18 protein-coding genes and 1 tRNA gene are annotated in these 17,201 nt (G+C 62.6%); 10 read left to right on the plus strand and 9 right to left on the minus strand.

Features of this window, described 5'->3' with window-relative positions:
• Window positions 1-22 precede the first annotated feature (22 nt).
• On the plus strand, window positions 23-676 hold the full coding sequence (locus DV706_RS06575) for a helix-turn-helix domain-containing protein (RefSeq protein WP_006065417.1): 654 nt from the start codon (window positions 23-25) through the stop codon (window positions 674-676).
• Window positions 677-681: 5 nt separating this feature from the next.
• Here DV706_RS06575 and DV706_RS06580 read toward each other — a convergent pair whose 3' ends face one another.
• Entirely contained in the window at window positions 682-927 is a 246-nt protein-coding gene (locus DV706_RS06580) for a ferredoxin (protein ID WP_006065416.1), read from the minus strand.
• Window positions 928-1,147: 220 nt separating this feature from the next.
• Between DV706_RS06580 and DV706_RS06585 the strand changes: the two genes are divergently transcribed.
• Together DV706_RS06585 and DV706_RS06590 are read left to right on the plus strand one after the other, a co-directional pair.
• Window positions 1,148-2,134, plus strand: coding sequence for a poly-gamma-glutamate hydrolase family protein (locus tag DV706_RS06585; protein WP_006065415.1), 987 nt, complete (start codon window positions 1,148-1,150; stop codon window positions 2,132-2,134).
• A 149-nt stretch (window positions 2,135-2,283) separates the two neighbouring features.
• A complete protein-coding gene (locus tag DV706_RS06590; RefSeq protein ID WP_006065414.1) occupies window positions 2,284-3,492 on the plus strand; it encodes an inorganic phosphate transporter in 1,209 nt (402 codons plus the stop codon).
• A gap of 9 nt (window positions 3,493-3,501) precedes the next feature.
• On the opposite strand, the gene DV706_RS06595 is transcribed toward DV706_RS06590, so the two are convergent.
• Window positions 3,502-3,933, minus strand: a complete 432-nt coding sequence (locus DV706_RS06595; protein ID WP_006065413.1) for a universal stress protein — start codon at window positions 3,931-3,933, stop codon at window positions 3,502-3,504.
• Between the two features lie 106 nt (window positions 3,934-4,039).
• Here DV706_RS06595 and DV706_RS06600 point away from each other — a divergent pair, with 106 nt between their 5' ends.
• Both DV706_RS06600 and cgi121 read left to right on the plus strand, forming a co-directional pair.
• On the plus strand, window positions 4,040-6,388 hold the full coding sequence (locus DV706_RS06600; protein ID WP_136350826.1) for an ATP-dependent DNA helicase: 2,349 nt from the start codon (window positions 4,040-4,042) through the stop codon (window positions 6,386-6,388).
• Window positions 6,388-6,894, plus strand: a complete 507-nt coding sequence (gene cgi121 / locus DV706_RS06605) for a KEOPS complex subunit Cgi121 (RefSeq protein WP_006065410.1) — start codon at window positions 6,388-6,390, stop codon at window positions 6,892-6,894. Before DV706_RS06600 ends, cgi121 begins: the two co-directional genes overlap by 1 nt.
• 102 nt (window positions 6,895-6,996) lie before the next feature.
• On the opposite strand, the gene DV706_RS06610 is transcribed toward cgi121, so the two are convergent.
• Together DV706_RS06610 and DV706_RS06615 are read right to left on the minus strand one after the other, a co-directional pair.
• A complete protein-coding gene (locus tag DV706_RS06610; RefSeq protein WP_006065409.1) occupies window positions 6,997-7,797 on the minus strand; it encodes an iron-sulfur cluster assembly protein in 801 nt (266 codons plus the stop codon).
• Window positions 7,797-8,861, minus strand: coding sequence for an amidohydrolase family protein (locus DV706_RS06615; protein WP_006065408.1), 1,065 nt, complete (start codon window positions 8,859-8,861; stop codon window positions 7,797-7,799). The genes DV706_RS06610 and DV706_RS06615 overlap by 1 nt, the downstream gene beginning before the upstream one ends.
• 178 nt (window positions 8,862-9,039) lie before the next feature.
• Here DV706_RS06615 and DV706_RS06620 point away from each other — a divergent pair, with 178 nt between their 5' ends.
• Complete coding sequence (locus DV706_RS06620) at window positions 9,040-10,083, plus strand: NAD(P)-dependent alcohol dehydrogenase (RefSeq protein ID WP_006065407.1); 1,044 nt, start codon at window positions 9,040-9,042, stop codon at window positions 10,081-10,083.
• Window positions 10,084-10,106: 23 nt separating this feature from the next.
• Here DV706_RS06620 and DV706_RS06625 read toward each other — a convergent pair whose 3' ends face one another.
• Window positions 10,107-10,688, minus strand: a complete 582-nt coding sequence (locus DV706_RS06625; RefSeq protein ID WP_006065406.1) for a VIT1/CCC1 transporter family protein — start codon at window positions 10,686-10,688, stop codon at window positions 10,107-10,109.
• A gap of 2 nt (window positions 10,689-10,690) precedes the next feature.
• The gene (locus DV706_RS06630; RefSeq protein WP_006065405.1) at window positions 10,691-10,975 is read right to left on the minus strand and encodes a DUF211 domain-containing protein; all 285 of its coding nucleotides are present in this window, start codon (window positions 10,973-10,975) and stop codon (window positions 10,691-10,693) included.
• A 93-nt stretch (window positions 10,976-11,068) separates the two neighbouring features.
• Here DV706_RS06630 and DV706_RS06635 point away from each other — a divergent pair, with 93 nt between their 5' ends.
• Window positions 11,069-12,403: an oxidoreductase gene (locus DV706_RS06635; RefSeq protein ID WP_006065404.1), complete on the plus strand. Its 1,335-nt coding sequence runs from the start codon at window positions 11,069-11,071 to the stop codon at window positions 12,401-12,403.
• A gap of 203 nt (window positions 12,404-12,606) precedes the next feature.
• Here DV706_RS06635 and DV706_RS06640 read toward each other — a convergent pair.
• Both DV706_RS06640 and DV706_RS06645 read right to left on the minus strand, forming a co-directional pair.
• Window positions 12,607-12,679 (minus strand) — tRNA-Gln (locus tag DV706_RS06640).
• A 101-nt stretch (window positions 12,680-12,780) separates the two neighbouring features.
• Window positions 12,781-13,338: a homing endonuclease associated repeat-containing protein gene (locus DV706_RS06645; protein WP_136350827.1), complete on the minus strand. Its 558-nt coding sequence runs from the start codon at window positions 13,336-13,338 to the stop codon at window positions 12,781-12,783.
• Window positions 13,339-13,450: 112 nt separating this feature from the next.
• On the opposite strand from DV706_RS06645, the gene DV706_RS06650 reads away from it, so the two are divergent.
• The 3 genes from DV706_RS06650 to cysE all read left to right on the plus strand — a co-directional run bounded on the left by DV706_RS06650 (window position 13,451) and on the right by cysE (window position 15,532).
• The gene (locus DV706_RS06650) at window positions 13,451-14,041 is read left to right on the plus strand and encodes an IMP cyclohydrolase (RefSeq protein ID WP_006065402.1); all 591 of its coding nucleotides are present in this window, start codon (window positions 13,451-13,453) and stop codon (window positions 14,039-14,041) included.
• Between the two features lie 101 nt (window positions 14,042-14,142).
• A complete protein-coding gene (locus DV706_RS06655; protein WP_006065401.1) occupies window positions 14,143-14,811 on the plus strand; it encodes a metallophosphoesterase family protein in 669 nt (222 codons plus the stop codon).
• 211 nt (window positions 14,812-15,022) lie between these two features.
• Window positions 15,023-15,532 carry a serine O-acetyltransferase gene (gene cysE / locus DV706_RS06660; protein WP_006065400.1) on the plus strand — a complete coding sequence of 170 codons (510 nt, stop codon included), beginning with the start codon at window positions 15,023-15,025 and terminating at the stop codon, window positions 15,530-15,532.
• A 237-nt stretch (window positions 15,533-15,769) separates the two neighbouring features.
• Here cysE and DV706_RS06665 read toward each other — a convergent pair whose 3' ends face one another.
• Window positions 15,770-17,005, minus strand: coding sequence for an MFS transporter (locus tag DV706_RS06665; protein ID WP_049889701.1), 1,236 nt, complete (start codon window positions 17,003-17,005; stop codon window positions 15,770-15,772).
• Window positions 17,006-17,201 lie beyond the last annotated feature (196 nt).

Consider the following 17,201-nt stretch of genomic DNA (forward strand, 5'->3'; position numbering starts at 1 on the left):
GTATAACCGTCGAACGACACGTATGCAGTCGGCAGACCTCACTCTCCAACTCCCACCGTCGATGCGACTGCCGTCGCCCGAAGAGCCGCTCGAGTCGTTCCAGCGCGAGGAGGTACTCTCCTGGGAAGTCGACCGGCAATCCGAAACCGTCCGCTTTCTCTCTCTGGTCGTCGGCGACTCCAGCGCTCTCGGGAATCTGGCCGAGAATCTCGAGTCCGTTCACCGATACGACATCACACCCGTCGACGAGGACACGTTCTACGGCTACGTCGAGATGGACCTGCGGGCCGCCGACGCCACCCTGCTGGGAACGTTCGACGTACCCGGGCTGGTAATCGTCCCACCGATGGTCTACACCGGACGAGAGAACGTCCACGTCACCGTCCTCGGCGAACCTGAGGCCATGTCGCGACTGCTCGAGCGCGCCCCCGATGAGGTCGACATCGAGGTCACGCGCGTGAGCGAACACCAGCGACGCTCGGAAACGCTGGCCGGCCGGCTCACGGCCAGACAGTTCGAGGCACTCGAGGTTGCCCGCGACGGAGGGTACTACGAGGTGCCACGGAGTGGCGCCCTGACGACGGTAGCCGAGGAACTCGAGTGTTCCGAAAGTGCGGCGTCGACGCTGCTGCGATCGGCAGAGGCGGAACTGGTCGATGCTGCGTTACTGCGGTAGAAGAGTCAGGGAATCAACTGCTCGCCGTCGTCGTCGTAGATTTTGATCGCGTCGACGGGACACGTTCGAGCGGCGAACTTCGCGTCGAGTTCCGCGTCCTCAGGCACCTCACGAACGAAGACGCCGTCCTCGAGTTCTTCCGAGTCGTTCAGAATTGCTTTCCCTTTCGATTTGTCCTTCTCGAACCCCTCCCACTCGGCGACACACTGAAACATCCCAATACACGTATCCTCGTCGTATTCGATCTTCATGTGCGGTCGTTCGGCGGTCGTCAATAAAGCCCTGACGGGAAGTTTGAGAGAGACGAAGTTCCCCGCCGTGAGGTAAATATCAATACTGACTAGGTTAGATTTAAGCAGCACAAGTAAAATTGTTCTTGTTGGAATGAAGGATAATCAGAATCAGTGCCCGGGGCCACCACGCCATCTGAGCCGACGCCGAGTAATCGGGTTGAGTGGCGGTATAGCGGGTGTGGGTCTGGCAGCGGCCGGGCTCCAACACAGCACGATTGTCTCCGGGACGGACGACGAGACGACCGCGTGGCAACCGATCGACGACGATGGAGACTGTAACATGATGCCGAGTTGGGAAATTACACTCGAGGAAACGACCGCTGACTGGAGCACCCGATCGGACTCGAACAAGTACTGCTCTGTCCCCTGTGGGACGACCGACGACACCGAACTAGAGCTCGGACAACAGGTCCGAATCAGTGCCGGTGAGAGTGAGGACGATGGGTTTCCCGACGCGATCTATACGATTGTTTCGACACACGAGGGGGCGGCCGTTCGGCTGACCCAGAGTGGTCTCGATCGGATCGGTGCGAGCGACTCGTCGACGGCGACCGTCGGTGGACAGGCAGTCCATCCGGAGTACGACACGCGCCGAGCCGGTCAGTATAACGACGAGTACGTCGAGTACGTCGTCGGTGAGGAAGACCAGGAGACTGACGTGTTCGCGATCGCGCCCCACGGGGGGTTCATCGAGTACGGGACTGATTTTCAGGCCGAGCGTGTCGCTGAACAGCGTGACGACGTTGGATGGATCTGTTCCGGATTCAACGATGGCGGCGGTTCGTTCGACCGCTGGCACGTCCCATCGACCGAACTCGACCGTGGCTCGTTCCCGTTGCTCGAGGGACTGTCCGACGAGCCCGCCGACTGGGCAGTTGCGTTTCATGGCTACGCAGACGAGAACATCTTCATCGGCGGCACCGCCAGCGAGTCGGACAGACAGCTCGTCGCTGACGCGATTGACGACCGTGTCGATGGGACCGAGGTCGTGCTGGCGAGCGCTGACGCGACCGACTACGGCGGCGCTGCACCGAGCAACATTCTCAACGAGGTTGCCCCAATCGGGCAGACGATCCAACTCGAGCAGCCGACTGACGTTCGACAGACCCAGTGGATGGCCGTCGCCGACGGCGTCGTTGCCGGCCTCGATGCGATCCTCGAGTAGGAGTGGGCGGCGTCATACAGGATACTGCTCGGTGGAGTAGCGCATCGAAGCAGAGTGCGACACGCTATGACGACCGGCCGAAAGTGCCCGTCAACTGGTGTTCCCAAAGGAACGCTTTTGCCGGCGGTGGCTCAACAGTAGCGGACGGAATGGTCGCACTGTCGTTCGTAGTACTCGTCGGGGCTGCTATCGTCACCTGTCTGTTTATGGCGTGGGTGCTTGGTGCAAACAGCAACTCGCCGCCGTTTGCGCCCGCGATCGGCGCGAACGCGATCTCAACGATGCAGGCCGCGTTCGTCATCGGCCTGCTCGCGGCTGCGGGGGCGCTCATGCAGGGTGGGAGTATCTCCGAGACGGTCGGTGCTGACCTCATCGACGGCGTGACGATTACGCCGCTTGCGGCTACCGCGGGGCTGCTCACTGCGGCGACGTTCATGGCAATTGGTATTTATACGCGGTATCCGATCCCCGCGGCGTTCGCGACAACTGGTGCAATGGTCGGTGTCGGCCTCTCACTGGGCGGCGATCCGGCGATGGCGACCTACCAGCGACTCGGTACGTTCTGGCTACTCGTGCCGTTCATGTCGGGTGGGCTGGCGTATGCGACCGCAGTCACCCTGCGCCGCGACGACATCCCCGAATCGGTCGGCGTGCCGCTACTGGCGGGCATCGTCGGTGCGATCGTCGCAAACATCCGCCTCGGCGTCATCCCCGATCCGACGGCCGACCAGGGCAGTCTCGCGAGTTTCGTCTCTCGTCAGCTCGGTGGTGGCCCACCGCTCGTCGCAGGCGCGGACCTCGGGACCGTGCTCGTGACGATCGCATTCGGTGCGCTCGCCTTCTACTGGGTTCGAAAACGCGTCCTCGTCGATGTCGACGGCGGTATTCGGTCGTTCCTGCTCGTCCTCGGCGGCATCGTCGCCTTCTCCTCCGGTGGCTCGCAGGTCGGGCTGGCAACTGGCCCGCTCGAGAACCTCTTTCGGATCGAACTCGGTCTTCCGGGCATCACGCTGCTCGCGCTGGGTGCGGCCGGCATCCTCGCCGGCGCGTGGATGGGCGCACCGCGACTGTTGCAGGCGACCTCTCGAGAGTACGCCCAACTCGGCGTTCGGCGCTCGATCGCGGCGCTCGTCCCTGGCTTCATCATCGCCCAACTGGCGATCGCGCTCGGGATTCCCATCTCGCTGAACAACATCATCCTCTCGGGGGTCATCGGCGGCGGACTGGCAGCCGGCTCGGCGGGCGTCTCGCGGCGTAAAATCGGCTTCACGATCACGTTCTGGCTGTTGACCCTCGGCAGTTCGATCGTCGTCGGCTACGGCGTCTATCAGCTGTTCGAAGCGGTTATCGGCGGCTGACGCGGCGACTCATTCGAGAACCGTCACCGGCTCGTCGGTGCGATCGACGACAGTCGTGGCGACGTTGCGGCCGAGAAACCGCCGGACGAATCCGGCTGTCGTCGTTCCGTGTCCGTGCATAACCACGTGATCGACATCCTCGTCGTTCGCGTACTGGGGGATGACTGTGCCGGGCCGTCCCTCAAGGACGTCGATCCGAACCCGTTTGCGCGCCGCGTCGCCGTCGACCGACTCGAGCAGTGAGGCTTCGCGCTGGCGTGTCTGCTCGAGGCGGTCCTCGTCTCGCTCGAGCACCCCGCCCTCGCTCAACGGGGCGTCGAGCGGTGTCACAACGGCCAGCAGCGTCACGTCCGCATCGGGAAACGTCTCAAGAGCATAGGCAAGCGCCTCGTCCTCTCGCGGCCTGCCGAGCGTAGGGACGAGGACGTGATCGGGAGCCATACGGCCGTGTTCAGTGGCGAACCCTATCGGTCTATCGGCGGGCGGGTGCAGGGAGCGCGCTTCTCGAGACGATAGTTTAAACCGGGGGACGCGCCAAAGGCGGATAATGAATCTCGAGGAGCTGTCGGGGCTCCCACCCGGTGCCATCGACCACTTCCAGCGCGACGGCATCGAGGAGCTCTACCCGCCACAGGCCGAAGCGGTCAAGGCCGGCGCGACCGACGGTGACAGCCTCGTCGCCGCCGTCCCAACCGCCAGCGGGAAGACGATGATCGCTGCCCTGTCGATGCTGTCGGCGATCGAACGCGGTGGGAAAGCACTCTATATCGTCCCCCTGCGAGCGCTCGCCAGCGAAAAAAAGGCCGAGTTCGAGGCCTACGAGGAGTTCGGCGTCACCGTCGGCGTCACGACTGGCAACTACGAATCGACCAGCGAATGGCTCGCCACGAAAGACATCATCGTCGCGACCAGCGAGAAAGTCGACTCGCTCGTGCGAAACGGCGCTGACTGGCTCTCGGAGCTCACCTGCGTCGTCAGCGACGAGGTCCACCTCATCGACGACCGCAATCGGGGACCGACGCTCGAGGTCACGCTCGCCAAACTCCGGCGACTCAATCCCGGGATGCAGGTCGTCGCCCTCTCGGCGACAGTCGGCAACGCCGACGAGATCGCTGACTGGCTTGATGCCGCGCTCGTCGATACCGACTGGCGACCGATCGACCTGCAGATGGGTGTCCACTACGGCAACGCCCTCAATTTCGACGACGGCTCGACACGTGAGGTGCCCGTCGAAGGGAGCGAAAAGCAAGAGGCTGCGCTCGTCCGGGATATCCTCGAGGAAGGCGGCTCCTCGCTCGTCTTCGTCAACTCCCGGCGTAACGCCGAAGCCGCCGCACGGCGGTTGGGGCAGGTCTCGACTCGTGAGCTCACCAACGACGAGCGCGCCGAACTGACTGAGTTGGCCGAGAAGATCCGCGAGGACAGCGACACCGAGACGAGCACGGATCTGGCCGACTGCGTCGAACAGGGCGCTGCGTTTCACCACGCTGGCCTCTCGAGCACCCAGCGAACCCTCGTCGAGGATGCCTTCCGCGACCGGCTGCTGAAGGTCATTTCGGCGACGCCGACGCTCGCCGCCGGCGTCAACACGCCCGCCCGCCGCGTCATCGTCCGCGACTGGCGACGGTTCGACCCCAGCGCCGGCGGGATGGCCCCGCTCGACGTCCTCGAGGTCCACCAGATGATGGGGCGGGCGGGCCGACCGGGGCTCGACCCCTACGGCGAGGCCGTCTTGCTCGCGAAAAGCCACGAGGACAGTCAGGAGCTGTTCGACCGCTACATCTGGGCCGAACCCGAGGCCGTCCGCTCGAAACTCGCCGCCGAGCCAGCCCTGCGAACCCACGTGCTCGCGACCATCGCTTCCGGCTTCGCCCGCACGCGCGAGGAACTCCTCGAGTTCCTCGAGGCGACCCTGTATGCAAGTCAGTCGACCGAGGCAGGCCGACTCGAGCAGGTGACTGAGACAGTCTTGCAGTATCTCGAGTCAAACGATTTCATCGAACGCGAGGGCGGGACCGAGACGACCGACGACGCCGGCGCGTTCACCTCCGCGGCCGACCTCGCTGCACAGCAGTCTGCACAGACTGACGAACGGCTCGAGGCGACCAGCCTCGGCCACACCGTCTCCCGACTGTATCTCGATCCGATGAGCGCCGCCGAAATCGTCCACGGCCTCGAGGACGCCGACGAGCGCCCGACCGCACTCGGGCTGTACCAACTCGTCTCGCGGACGCCCGACATGTACGAACTCTACCTCCGGTCGGGCGAAGACGACACGTTCGGCGAACTGTTCTACGAACGCGAGGCCGAACTGCTGGGTGACGCGCCAAGCGAGTACGAAGACGACCGTTTCGAGGACTGGCTGGCTGCGCTCAAGACGGGCAAGCTGCTCGCAGACTGGGCCAGCGAGGACGACGAGGAACAACTCACCGAACGGTACAAGATCGGGCCCGGCGACCTCCGGGGAAAAGTCGACACCGCCGAGTGGCTGCTCGGAGCGGCTGAATCACTGGCACGCGAAATCGATAGCGAGTGGACCGTCGCCGTCCGCGAGGCACGCGCGCGCGTTGAACACGGTGTTGGTGAGGAACTGCTCGAACTCGTCTCGGTCGGCGGCGTCGGCCGCAAACGCGCCCGCCGGCTGTACGAGGTCGGCATCGAGGAGCCGGCCGATCTCCGGAGCTCGGACAAGGGGGTCGTGCTGAACGCGCTCAAGGGGGCGAAGACGGCCGAAACCATCCTCGAGAACGCCGGCCGGGAAGACCCCTCGATGGAAGGCATCGAGCCAACGACGTCGGCCAACGGTGGCGAGAGGGCCGACTCGAGTCGCGACACCGAACCGGCATCGAACAGAACCGACACCGACAACAGTCAGTCGAGTCTGGGTGATTTCTAATGGAACTCCTCGAATGCGTACTCGAGATCGACGATATCGACGCGTTCGTCAGCCAGCTCGGCGAGATCGGTAAGCGCCACGACGTGACGATTCAGGCGTTCGACGCCAGCTACGTCGCTGGCCGAGCTCACCTCGAGCGCGCCGTGGAACTGGCCGACCGCGCCATTGCCCGCGGCGAGAACGTCGCCCGAGATCGGGCGGTCGAAATCCTGCTGTACGCCGCTGGCCGCCGACAGATCGACGACGCCCTCGAGATGGGTGTCGGCGAAGGCAGGCAGCGTGCCGTGATTCTGGTCGATGGCGAGGACAGCGACGACGAGACGACCGCCCTCGAGACACTCGTTGAACTGGATGCCGTCGTCAGAACCGAGCCAACACTCGAGCCACAAGATGAGGCGACGCTGTGTGCGTTCTTCGAGATTACCGACGCCGAACGCGAGGCGACCGACGCGTCGCTGGCCGCGCTGGTCCGCGAACGAGTCGTCTTGCTCGAAGTCGACAAATAGTCGGCGTCGACTCCCGCCTTCATACTATCTGCTGTAAGTCAGTTCCGGTGGGACCGGTATCCGTCCTGCGGTCCCACCGGTAAATCGGTACAACAAACCGTATCAGTCGTCAGCAGTTTCCTCGAGCCGACTCTCTCTCGCTTCTCGAAGCCCGTCACAGATCCCACCCTGACTCGACATGTTGACCTGTGCGAGTCGCCCGCGCTGGTGGACGAGCTCGAACGACTCGGAATCGATCGGCTCACCCTCGGGCGTTCGGAACAGGCGGTCGTCAGGGTCCGTCACGAGAGACGTCTCACGGGCTTTCTCGAGATAGCGCTCGAGCGATGTCGCGGGAACTGAAACGGCAAACGAGCGATCAGCGACATAGATGGCGACCGTGTCGTCGTCGGTCGCTGTCTCGGTACGGTCCGGTTGAGTCGTGTTGGGCTCGAGGTCCCGAAGTCGGAGGTCGACGATCGTCTCGGCGTCGAGTCCGGCCTCGAGCAGTGTCTCGACCGCGTCGTACTGTCGTGCGACCCGTGCCTTCTCGTCGAGTTCCCGACGGACGGCCTCGACGTCGCCGTCGGCGTCGGGAAACGCGTCAGCGAACGACAGCCGTTCGTTGACACCACGATTGATCTCCGTCTCGTGCATGTGTTCTGCGAGCGTGATCCGAGCCGTCTCGACCGCTTGCAGCGACTCGACCTCGTCACGAGCGTCGACTGCCATCATCCAGGCAAACGCCGGCGAACACCACGCCGTCGGCAGTGTGAACGTGACGCTGACGCGGCCGCCGTCGATCTCGATCGAATCGATGTACTCGAGGTCGACGATCGACCGGTCGAGTTCCGGATCAGTCACGCGGTCCAGTCGGTCGCGGACGGCGGCTCGAGTCGGGCCGTCGGACGTCTGGGCGCTCATTAGTCGTCCGCCGCGGCGGGCTCTTCGCTCGCGTAGTGGTCCTCGAGCCCGAACTGCTGGCTGATCTCGTCGTCCTGGAACGCCCGGCGTTTCGCCTCGATATCGATGTCGTAGAGTTCGGCAGCGTTCTCGCCCATCACCTTCTTTTTGGTCTCGAGATCCCACTCGACGCCGTACTCTGCGCGGTGTTCCTGGGTGAGTTCGGCCTCGAGAACTTCCTTCACGAGCCAGTCGGGGTTCCACAGCGCATAATCCGACCCGAAGAGGAGTCGATCCTCACCGAGCCACCAGAGGAGTTCGGACATGATTTCGGAGAACTTGCCCGGTCGGTTCTGGGCGAACGGTGCAGCGACCGCGAGCCCACCATAGACGTTCGTCTCCTGGGCGGCGATCCAGCAGAAATCATCGAGTCGAGGTAAGCCGACGTGTTCGACGATGAAGTTGAGTTCCGGGAACGACGAGGCCGCGTCGTCGACATCTTTCACGTCGAACGCGTCACGATTGAGGGGACGGATCGTCGGCCCCTTGTGGGCATGGATGTTCTCGATACCGAGCTCTTGGCACTTCTCCAAGAACTTGAACGCCTCCTCGTCGTCGAGTCGCCAGCCCTTCGACTCGCCGCGCCACTCGGCGGTGTAGAGTTTGACACCAGGAATCTCGTACTTGTCGTGGAGCTTCTCGAGGTACTCGAGGCCGTCCTCGCCGTCACGCGGATCGAACGTCCCGTTGAGGATGAACCGCTCGGGATGTTCGGTCGCGAGTTCGGCGTTCTGTTCGGTGGTATTGAACCCCTCCGTGTAGAAGTCCGTGAGATACGTCGGCTGGAAGATCGCCATATCCGTGGCAGCATTGGCGAACAGGTCCTCGACCATCCGATTAGCGCCGTATTTCCGGTACTCGGAGATATCCCACTGGCGGTCCTCGGGCGTGAACGTCGTGTGGTAGTCGTAAAAACACTGGATAAACTCCTCCCCACCGTCGTGTTTGATGTTGTCCTCCGTCGCGTCCCACAGGTGTACGTGGCCGTCGATGACGAAGATCTCTTCACCGTTATCGCGGTACATTGTATCATGATTATTGTTATCATAAGCCATCAGTCTTTTTCAGATTTTCATGAGTTATAATTTCTGTGTAATGTGTGCAGATAGAGGCGAACCTACTGTCTCAACAGCTATAGATTCACACGGCGCGACGGTTTGGGGGAACGTTTTCTCTTCGTGTGTTGAACTGTGACTTGGTATCATGCAAGCAGCCCGTCTTCACGAGTATACGGACGACATGAGCGAGGCGCTTTCGATCGACGACGTCGACCGACCCACCCTCGAGCGCTCCGATGGCGTACTGATCGAGGTCAAAGGCGCGGGGTGGTGTCAGACTGACAACCACATCATCGAGGGAATGTGGCAAGAGTACGCGCCACAGGACCTGCCGATGACGCTGGGCCACGAGAACGCCGGGATCGTCGCCGAAACTGGCGACGAAGTAACGCTGGTCGAAGAAGGCGATCCGGTCATCTGTCATCCGGTCCAGACCTGTGGCATCTGTCGGCCCTGCCGGCTTGGCGAGGATATGTACTGCGAGAACAGTGCGTTCAACGGCCTCACCACCGACGGCGGCTTCGCCGAATATCTCCAGACCAACGAGCGCGCAGTCATTCCGCTGCCCGACGGCGTCGACCCAACTGAGATCGCTCCCCACGCCGATGCGGGAATTACGGCCTATCACGCCACAAAGAAGGCCGTCCGCGAACTGAACCCCGGCGACACCTGTGTCGTCATCGGCGTCGGCGGCCTCGGCCATATCGGCCTGCAGTGTCTCGACGCGATGAGCGCCGCGGATATCGTTGCCGCCGACATCAAAGACGACGCGCTCGAGTTGGCCACAGACCTCGGCGCACGCCACACCGTCAACTCCGCCGATGAGGACCTCGCCGACATCATCGCGGATCTAACCGACGACGAGGGCGCTCAGCAGGTGATCGACTTCGTCGGCAGAGACGAGACGACCGCGCTGGCACCCGAGATCGTCGCCGCCGGCGGCGACCACCACATCGTCGGCTACGGCGGCCACATCCACGAACCCAGCCAGGCGCTGGTCAACGGCGAGTTCGCCTTCCGTGGCACGCTGGTCGGCAAGTACGCCGAACTCCAGGAACTCGTCGCCCTTGTCGACCGCGGCGACGTCGAACTCCGTACCGAACGCCACGACCTCGGCGAGATCAACACGGTCGCCGAACGCCTCGAGCACAACGAGATCGAAGGTCGTGCGGTCGTCCTCCCACCCTAAGCCGCAGTTCTCTCGAGCCCGCACTACCCCGGCAGGATGAGGTTGATCGCGGCGACGACGACCCCTGCCAGCCCCATCCGAGCCGCGGCGACGTACCATCGCTGTTTCGAGATCGAGGCGAGATAGACGCCGAACGTTGCCAGGATCGCGATACCGACACAGATCGACGCCAGAACGGCCTGTAACATCGTGAAAACGACGCCCTCGAGTGCCAGCGGCGAGAGGGTCACGACGATAGCGAGAATCGGCCCGGTTGCGCTGGCGACAGCGTGGACGATCTGGGCAGCCCGATGTTCGCGCTGGACACGTGTGTCCTCGAGTTCGGTGAGCATCGCCCGCTCGAGTCGTTCCTGTTCGGCCAGTGCCTCCGCGCGCTCGATCTCCCAGACGCTCCAGACACCCGAGGTTCCGAGGCCAACAGCCGCACCGAGGCCGATCATGATCGCGGTGACGCCGTCATCGATCCCAGAGAGGTACGCGCCGACGACGACGCCGATGCTCGTGAGTGTGCCGTCGAAGCCGTTGGCGATGAAATATCGCCGAGAGATCGACCGGACGTCTTCTTTGCCGAGGACGCGACGGAGTCGGGCACGTCGGCCAGCCATCGTCAGCTACCGAACCACGGATCGTCGACCGTTCGCGAGCCACACGCGACCTGATCGACCGAGTGAACCGACGCGCTCAGGTCCTCGATTTCGGCGCGGACTGCCTCGAGGTCGAGATCGTCGCCCTCGAGGGTGACGCGCAGGGTCTTGACGTTCTCGTCGACTTCGACGACCGTCGCGGTGGCCGCGTCGATCCCATCGAGATCGCCGAGTTGCGTCGTGAAGGTGACAACGCTTGGGTCGTGTGGTTTCAACACGTCGAGTACGAGCCGTCGTATCGGGGCCATAGACGCTTGCACAATGGGCGAACGGAAAGGCCTACGGAACTACTGGCTGGCAGTCGACGGCACGCTCTTGTACGGTCCCGTGATACGGCCTGCATGGCCACTCTCGAGGACCCAATCGAGATCGGCGGCGTCACGATCCCAAACCGGCTCTATCGCGCGCCGCTGCTCGAGTGTGCTGGCAACGGTCCCGACGCCGTCGACACGCTGATCGACGACCTCGAACCCGCCGCCGAGTCGGGCGTCGGCCTCATCTGTCAGGGGGCGACGATCGTCAGCGGCGATGGCGGCTGTGCCGCCCCGGGGATGACCCGCGTCCACGACCCCGATTTCGTCGAGCGACTGTCGCGGCTGACCGACCGGATTCACGACCACGGCAGCCGGATCGTCGTCCAACTCGAGCACGGCGGCCTCCGAAGCATGGAAACCTGGCATGCCGAGTACCGCAAAGACCGTCCGGATCTCGAGCAACTCGCTGTCTCCGAGCCGCCATGGCAGTTGCGAGCGCTGGATCGTCTCGGCTTTCTGTCGTACGACCCGCACGTCCTCTCGACCGACGAAGTGTACGAGCTCGCGGCCGATTTCGGCCGATCGGCAGCGTACGCCGCTGACGCGGGCTACGACGGCATCCACCTCGCGGGCGCGAACATGGGCATCGTCCAGCAGTTCCTGTCTCCCTTCTACAACCGCCGGAACGACGAGTTCGGCGGCTCACCCGAGGCCCGACTCGAGTTCCTCGCAGTTGTTCACGACGAGATCCGCGAGCGGGCCGGGGACATACCGCTGCTCACCAAAGTACCGGCAGAAACGCCCGCACCGCCCTCGCCCGTCGTCCGGCGAACGCTCTCGCTCGAGGACGGCGTCGAAATCGCCCGACGACTCGAGAAAATCGGCTACGACGCGGTTGTCCCCGTCCAGACATCAGTCGTCTGGGATATGAGCATCGTTCGCGGAGAGTATCCCGAACGGGCCTGGGAAAACGAGGGGTTACACGACGCGTACGACGCGGTGTTCGGTGGGACAGCGCGCAGGAAACTCGTCGCCGCCGCAAACCGAATCCAGTCGCTACAGTACGATTTCGACCCGGCGTGGAACGAAGCGTTCTGTCGACGGGTCCGCGAACAGGTCTCGATCCCAGTGCTCGCCGAAGGCGGGATTCGCGAACGCGGCCAGATGGATCGACTACTGGGCGGCGACGACAGCGACGAGCCGGCCTGCGATATGGTCGGCATGGCTCGTCCGTTCTACGCCGAACCTCGCCTCGGCGCACGACTCCTCGAGGGCGCCCCCGACGAAACCCGCGTGCTCTGTGAAAGCTGTAACAACTGTACCGTCCCACAGGTGACCGGTGCACCGGGGATGTGTCGAACGCCCGCCGTGTTGCGAAAACGGGGCGACCTCGAGCGCGAGGGTGTCTACGAACGGCGGTGACTGTCTGAGAGATGTGTCCTCGAGTGCGAGTTCGCTGTCAGTGTCTTATTTGTTACCATTCTTTGATAATTCGACCAGCGCGAGTTTCACTCGCGTCTTCGATCCACGTTCTGCGATCCGTCCAGTCGAACAACCCCCTTCGTTTCCACTGGAAAAGCGAAGACTGAGAGCGGATTTCTCTCGAGTTGAAAAGTTGGAAGAAGTAGTCCATCCTGGATTCGAACCAGGGTCGAAGCCCCCAGAAGGCTTCAGGATTGGCCGCTACCCCAATGGACTGATATATTTTCGTCGGCTCCGTTTCCGACGACGTACCTACCAGTAGGGGGTATCCATATTAGAGTGTTACGAACTCGACTGTGAGTGCGAACAAATAGCGATCAGTCGAGCGGTGGGTTATAATGTTCTTTTCGGTGACAGTTCGCACAGAGAACAATACACTTCTCGATCTCAGCCTTGATTCGATCTCTGGAGTATCCAAAAGAGATCATCTTTCCGACAGCCATCTCTTTCTCGTCTTCGTCCACATGGTGAAAGTCGAGACATGCAGGGTCCTGCTCTGCACACCGGTTGCAGCCACCACGCGTTCGCTGAAGTTCGTTTGCCCACGCTCGATGTGCGTTCTGGCGCTGGAGTGACCGCTCGGTATTCCAGTCGGGGTGTTTGTAGTGCCATCGCTGATCTTGAGAGAGGTCCTCCCACTCCATTCCATCCGGCAATTCAACCTTCTCAGGCTTCGGTGCAGTGCGTGTTCCCGTCGACGGTTCCGTTTCGAGGTCGGCTTTCGTTTTCGCCGCGTTCCAGCCACCGACAACCCGCAAGATGGTCGATGCCGACGGCGTCAATCCCAACTCCTCGTACTGTGCTTTCGTCGGCGACTCGCCGAGTCGCGCTGCCGCCTCGCGCAACGACTCGAGACACTCCTGTTCGGACGTCACACACCCGTTGGCCGCCCAATCGTACATAAACTCTCGTCCCCCGCAGCAGCAGAATAGGGACGATGGTGCACAAATCGACACACATTTTCCTCGTGGCTGTGCACATTCGCGTATGTACGTTGGACGATTTGTCGTCGTCGGCCCCGAGGTCGGCGCCTACCGCGTCTCGTCACGCTCGTTCCCGAACCGCAAGCTCACCGCTCGAGAGGACGCGCTCACCGTCGGTCCCACCGACGACGCGCCGGAGACGGACAACCCCTACGTCTCCTACAACTGCCTACGCGTCGTCGACACCCCCACGGGCGAGACGGCCGCGTTCGGTAACGGCTCGCACGTCGATCCGATCGCGGAGAAACTCGAGTTGGGCTACCCTGCCCGCGACGCGCTCGCCGAGAGCCTGCTGGCGCTGGATTACGAGAAAGACGACTACAACACGCCGCGGATCGCGGCGACAATCGGCGACGACGGAGAGGCTATGATCGGCACGGTTCGCAAAGACGCGCTGCTCGTCGAGACCGTCGAGGAACCGACGCTGGTCGCGACCTACGAGAAGAACGCTCCCGAGTCGTTCGAGTTCGAGGCCGACAGCGCCGAGGCCGCCGCGAGTGAGGCGTTCAACTGCGAGTTCGAACACGCTGTCTGTGCGGCCGGTATCGCCCGAACCGACGACGGCTTCGAGACGGCGCTCGAGAACGGCAACTAGCGTCCATTTCAACGACGGTTTTTTACAGTGCGAGCGGTTGCTGTGGTCCCCAATCGGTCCGCGGCGAACGTACAAACCGTTCGAGCGTGTTAGCTTTGGGCATGCGAATCGGACTCGTCTCCGATATCCACGGCAACCGAGTCGCCCTCGAGGCCGTCCTCGAGGAGATGGCCACTGTCGACAAACTACTGTGTGCCGGCGACGTCGTCGGCTACAACCCCTGGCCAGCAGCGTGCGTCGACGAACTCCGCGAGCGGGACGTGCCGACGGTGATGGGCAACCACGACGCCGCAGTCGTCGAAGGGGACGCAAGCGGCTTCAACCGGATGGCGCGTGCGGGCGTCGAACACGCCAGCGAACAACTCGACGACGGCCAGCTCGCGTGGCTCGAGTCGCTGCCGACCGAACGCCTCGCATGCGACGACCGGGTAAAGGTCGTCCACGGCCACCCGGACGATCCGACGCGGTACACGCGCTACACCCGGCCGTCTGAGTTCTCGCCACGGCTGCTCGACGAGGAAGACGTGCTGGTGCTGGGTCACACCCACGTGCAGAGCGTCGAACAGTACGCCGAGGGAATCGTCGTCAATCCGGGTAGTGTCGGCCAGCCACGGGATGGCGATCCACGGGCGGGCTACGCGGTGGTCGATCTCGAGGCGATGACTGTCGATACCTATCGTGTCGAATATGATCTCGAGGCGGTCCAGAACGCCGTCGCGGACGCGGGACTTCCGGACCGAATCGGCCACCGACTGGCCCGCGGGAAGTGAGAGACGGCCACGATATACGAAGACCGAGAAACGAATCTTTTTACACGGACTGCGCTGCTAGGTCCGTTCATGGTATCCACCGGCCACACCGCGTGTACCGACAGCAAGCGACCGCGTCACGCTGTGGCCCGGTGTTGTCGCCCGCCGACTCCGCTGTCGGCACGATCCGGCCAGTATCGTCTCACGACCTCCTACTCGAGCCAACAGACAGATGTTCGGACGCATTCGTGAAGACGCCCGGACGATGTGCGAGCGCGACCCCGCCGCGACGGGCTGTCTCGAGGTCATCCTCGCGTATCCAGGCTTACACGCCGTCTGGGCCCACAGGGGAATCCACTGGCTCTGGAACCGGGGCTTTCGACTCGTCGCGCGGCTGTTGGCACACATCGTGCGCGTGCTCACGGGCGTCGAGATCCACCCCGGCGCGACGATCGGCCGCCGGGTAACGATCGATCACGGGATGGGCGTCGTCATCGGCGAAACGGCCGAAATCGGCGACGACGTTCACATGTACCACGGCATCACGCTCGGGGGCGACGCAAACGAACCCATCAAACGGCATCCAACCGTCGAATCTGGTGTCACGATCGGGACGAACGCGACGCTGCTCGGCGATATTACGATCGGAGAAGACGCCGCCGTCGGCGCCGGATCGGTCGTTACTCGAGATGTCGAACCGGGTGCGACGGTCGTCGGCGTCCCGGCCGAACGTGTCGACTAACACACAGGTAGAGTGATAGTGGTTAGCGTAGCCATCTGGATTTTCGGCCCGCCGGGATTCAACACTGGGTGTCGGTTCCGACGCACGGAAGCGATGCGTTTTGACGCTAGTCGAGGAAACCTCGACAGGCTGTCAGACCAGTCTGACAACGTCGTGGAAGCAAGAAGTCCCTCCACCAACGAGCGAGCACACGCGAGCGAGTAGGGCGGGGTAGTTCGCATGTAGACAGTTTGCCGCTCAATACTCGTCACCGGTTGTAATCCACAGCAATGATGCACAGAGACCACCGACGAGGAGGACGATCGCGAGGAGTCCGAATCCGGCGACACGACCGAACTGAGCGAACGTGAGACCGATGCCGACGGCTCCGATACCGCCGCCGAGATAACAGAGTGATCGTAAGCCGCCGATCATCGCACCCGTCTCGGAATCCGAACACGCCCTCGAGTGGACGTTGACAACGTGATCGCGTGCGGGAAGGACGCTGTTGAGCGCGAGACTAAATACGCCGAGGACGAAAAGTACCCAGAAGAGGCTCGAAACGACCGCGAGAAACGGCACGGCGAGCGCCGCGCCGGCGAAACCGCCGACGAGGATCGGACAGGAACCGATCCGGTCGCGGAGCACGCCGCCGATGAGGGCGGCGACGGCACCGGCACCGAATATGACCCCCGCGTAGAAGTTTCCGACCGTGAGAGAAAGTCCGGTCGTATCGACGACGTACCACGGAAGGATCGCGATTAGCGCGTTCGTCGTTGCCGAAAACGCCGTTCCAAATCCGACGATCAAGAGCGTGATGCGGTCGAAGAGGTGATCGGCAACCGTCGAAACACCGGTTCGAAGCGACGGAGTTTCGACCGGGGTCTTTGTCGTCTCCTGTTGGTAGTGCATGCCGATAGCGAGCGCCCCAATGAGGGGAAGCGGCGTGAGTGCGAGAAATAATGGCATAGTAAAGAGTCCGCCCCGTTCGATCAGCACCGCGACGGTTGCCGGGCCGACGACGTAACTAAACGGTTCGGCGGCCGTGAGTAACCCGAGTGCCTTCCCTTCGTTGTCTTTCGACGCATACGCCGAAATCGCGACCTGGCTGGCCGAGCGAAAACTCCCGATTCCAGCGCCGATGAGGAACAGTGCGCCGAAGACGTGGACGTAACTCCCTGCGACCGACAGGGACGCCAGCGCGACGCAAGCGACGCCTGCGCCACAGAGCAGTACCGTCCGAATGCCGAGTTCGTCAGCCAGCGATCCCGCCGGAAATTGGCTGACTGCGTAGCCGACGAAGAGCGCACCGAACAGCACGGTTGCTTGTGTATACGTCACGCTCGTCAGCGCTATCACGTCCGGGATCGCAACCGAAAACATCACTCGATAAATACTGAAGATGAACCACGTCACGGCGAGTAGCCCAACTAGGGCGAAGACGCGACCCCGTCGACTCAGATACTGATCGGAACCCGATGAAACAACACCCATACAAATTGACACTATCTAATCATATTGTCAACCTTTTGTTTCAATCTCACCGCTCGCGTCGGTGCTTAGTGAACGAAGAGGCGACCGACCGCTTTTACGAAGTCATCAACGCTGCACTCATGTATTCACCTCAATTTTCACGCCCTGCACCGGGTAAAGAAGCCGTATTACCGACTACTGTTATAAAACGAGCCGG

This window comes from Natronorubrum bangense (assembly GCF_004799645.1).
Lineage (GTDB): Archaea > Halobacteriota > Halobacteria > Halobacteriales > Natrialbaceae > Natronorubrum > Natronorubrum bangense.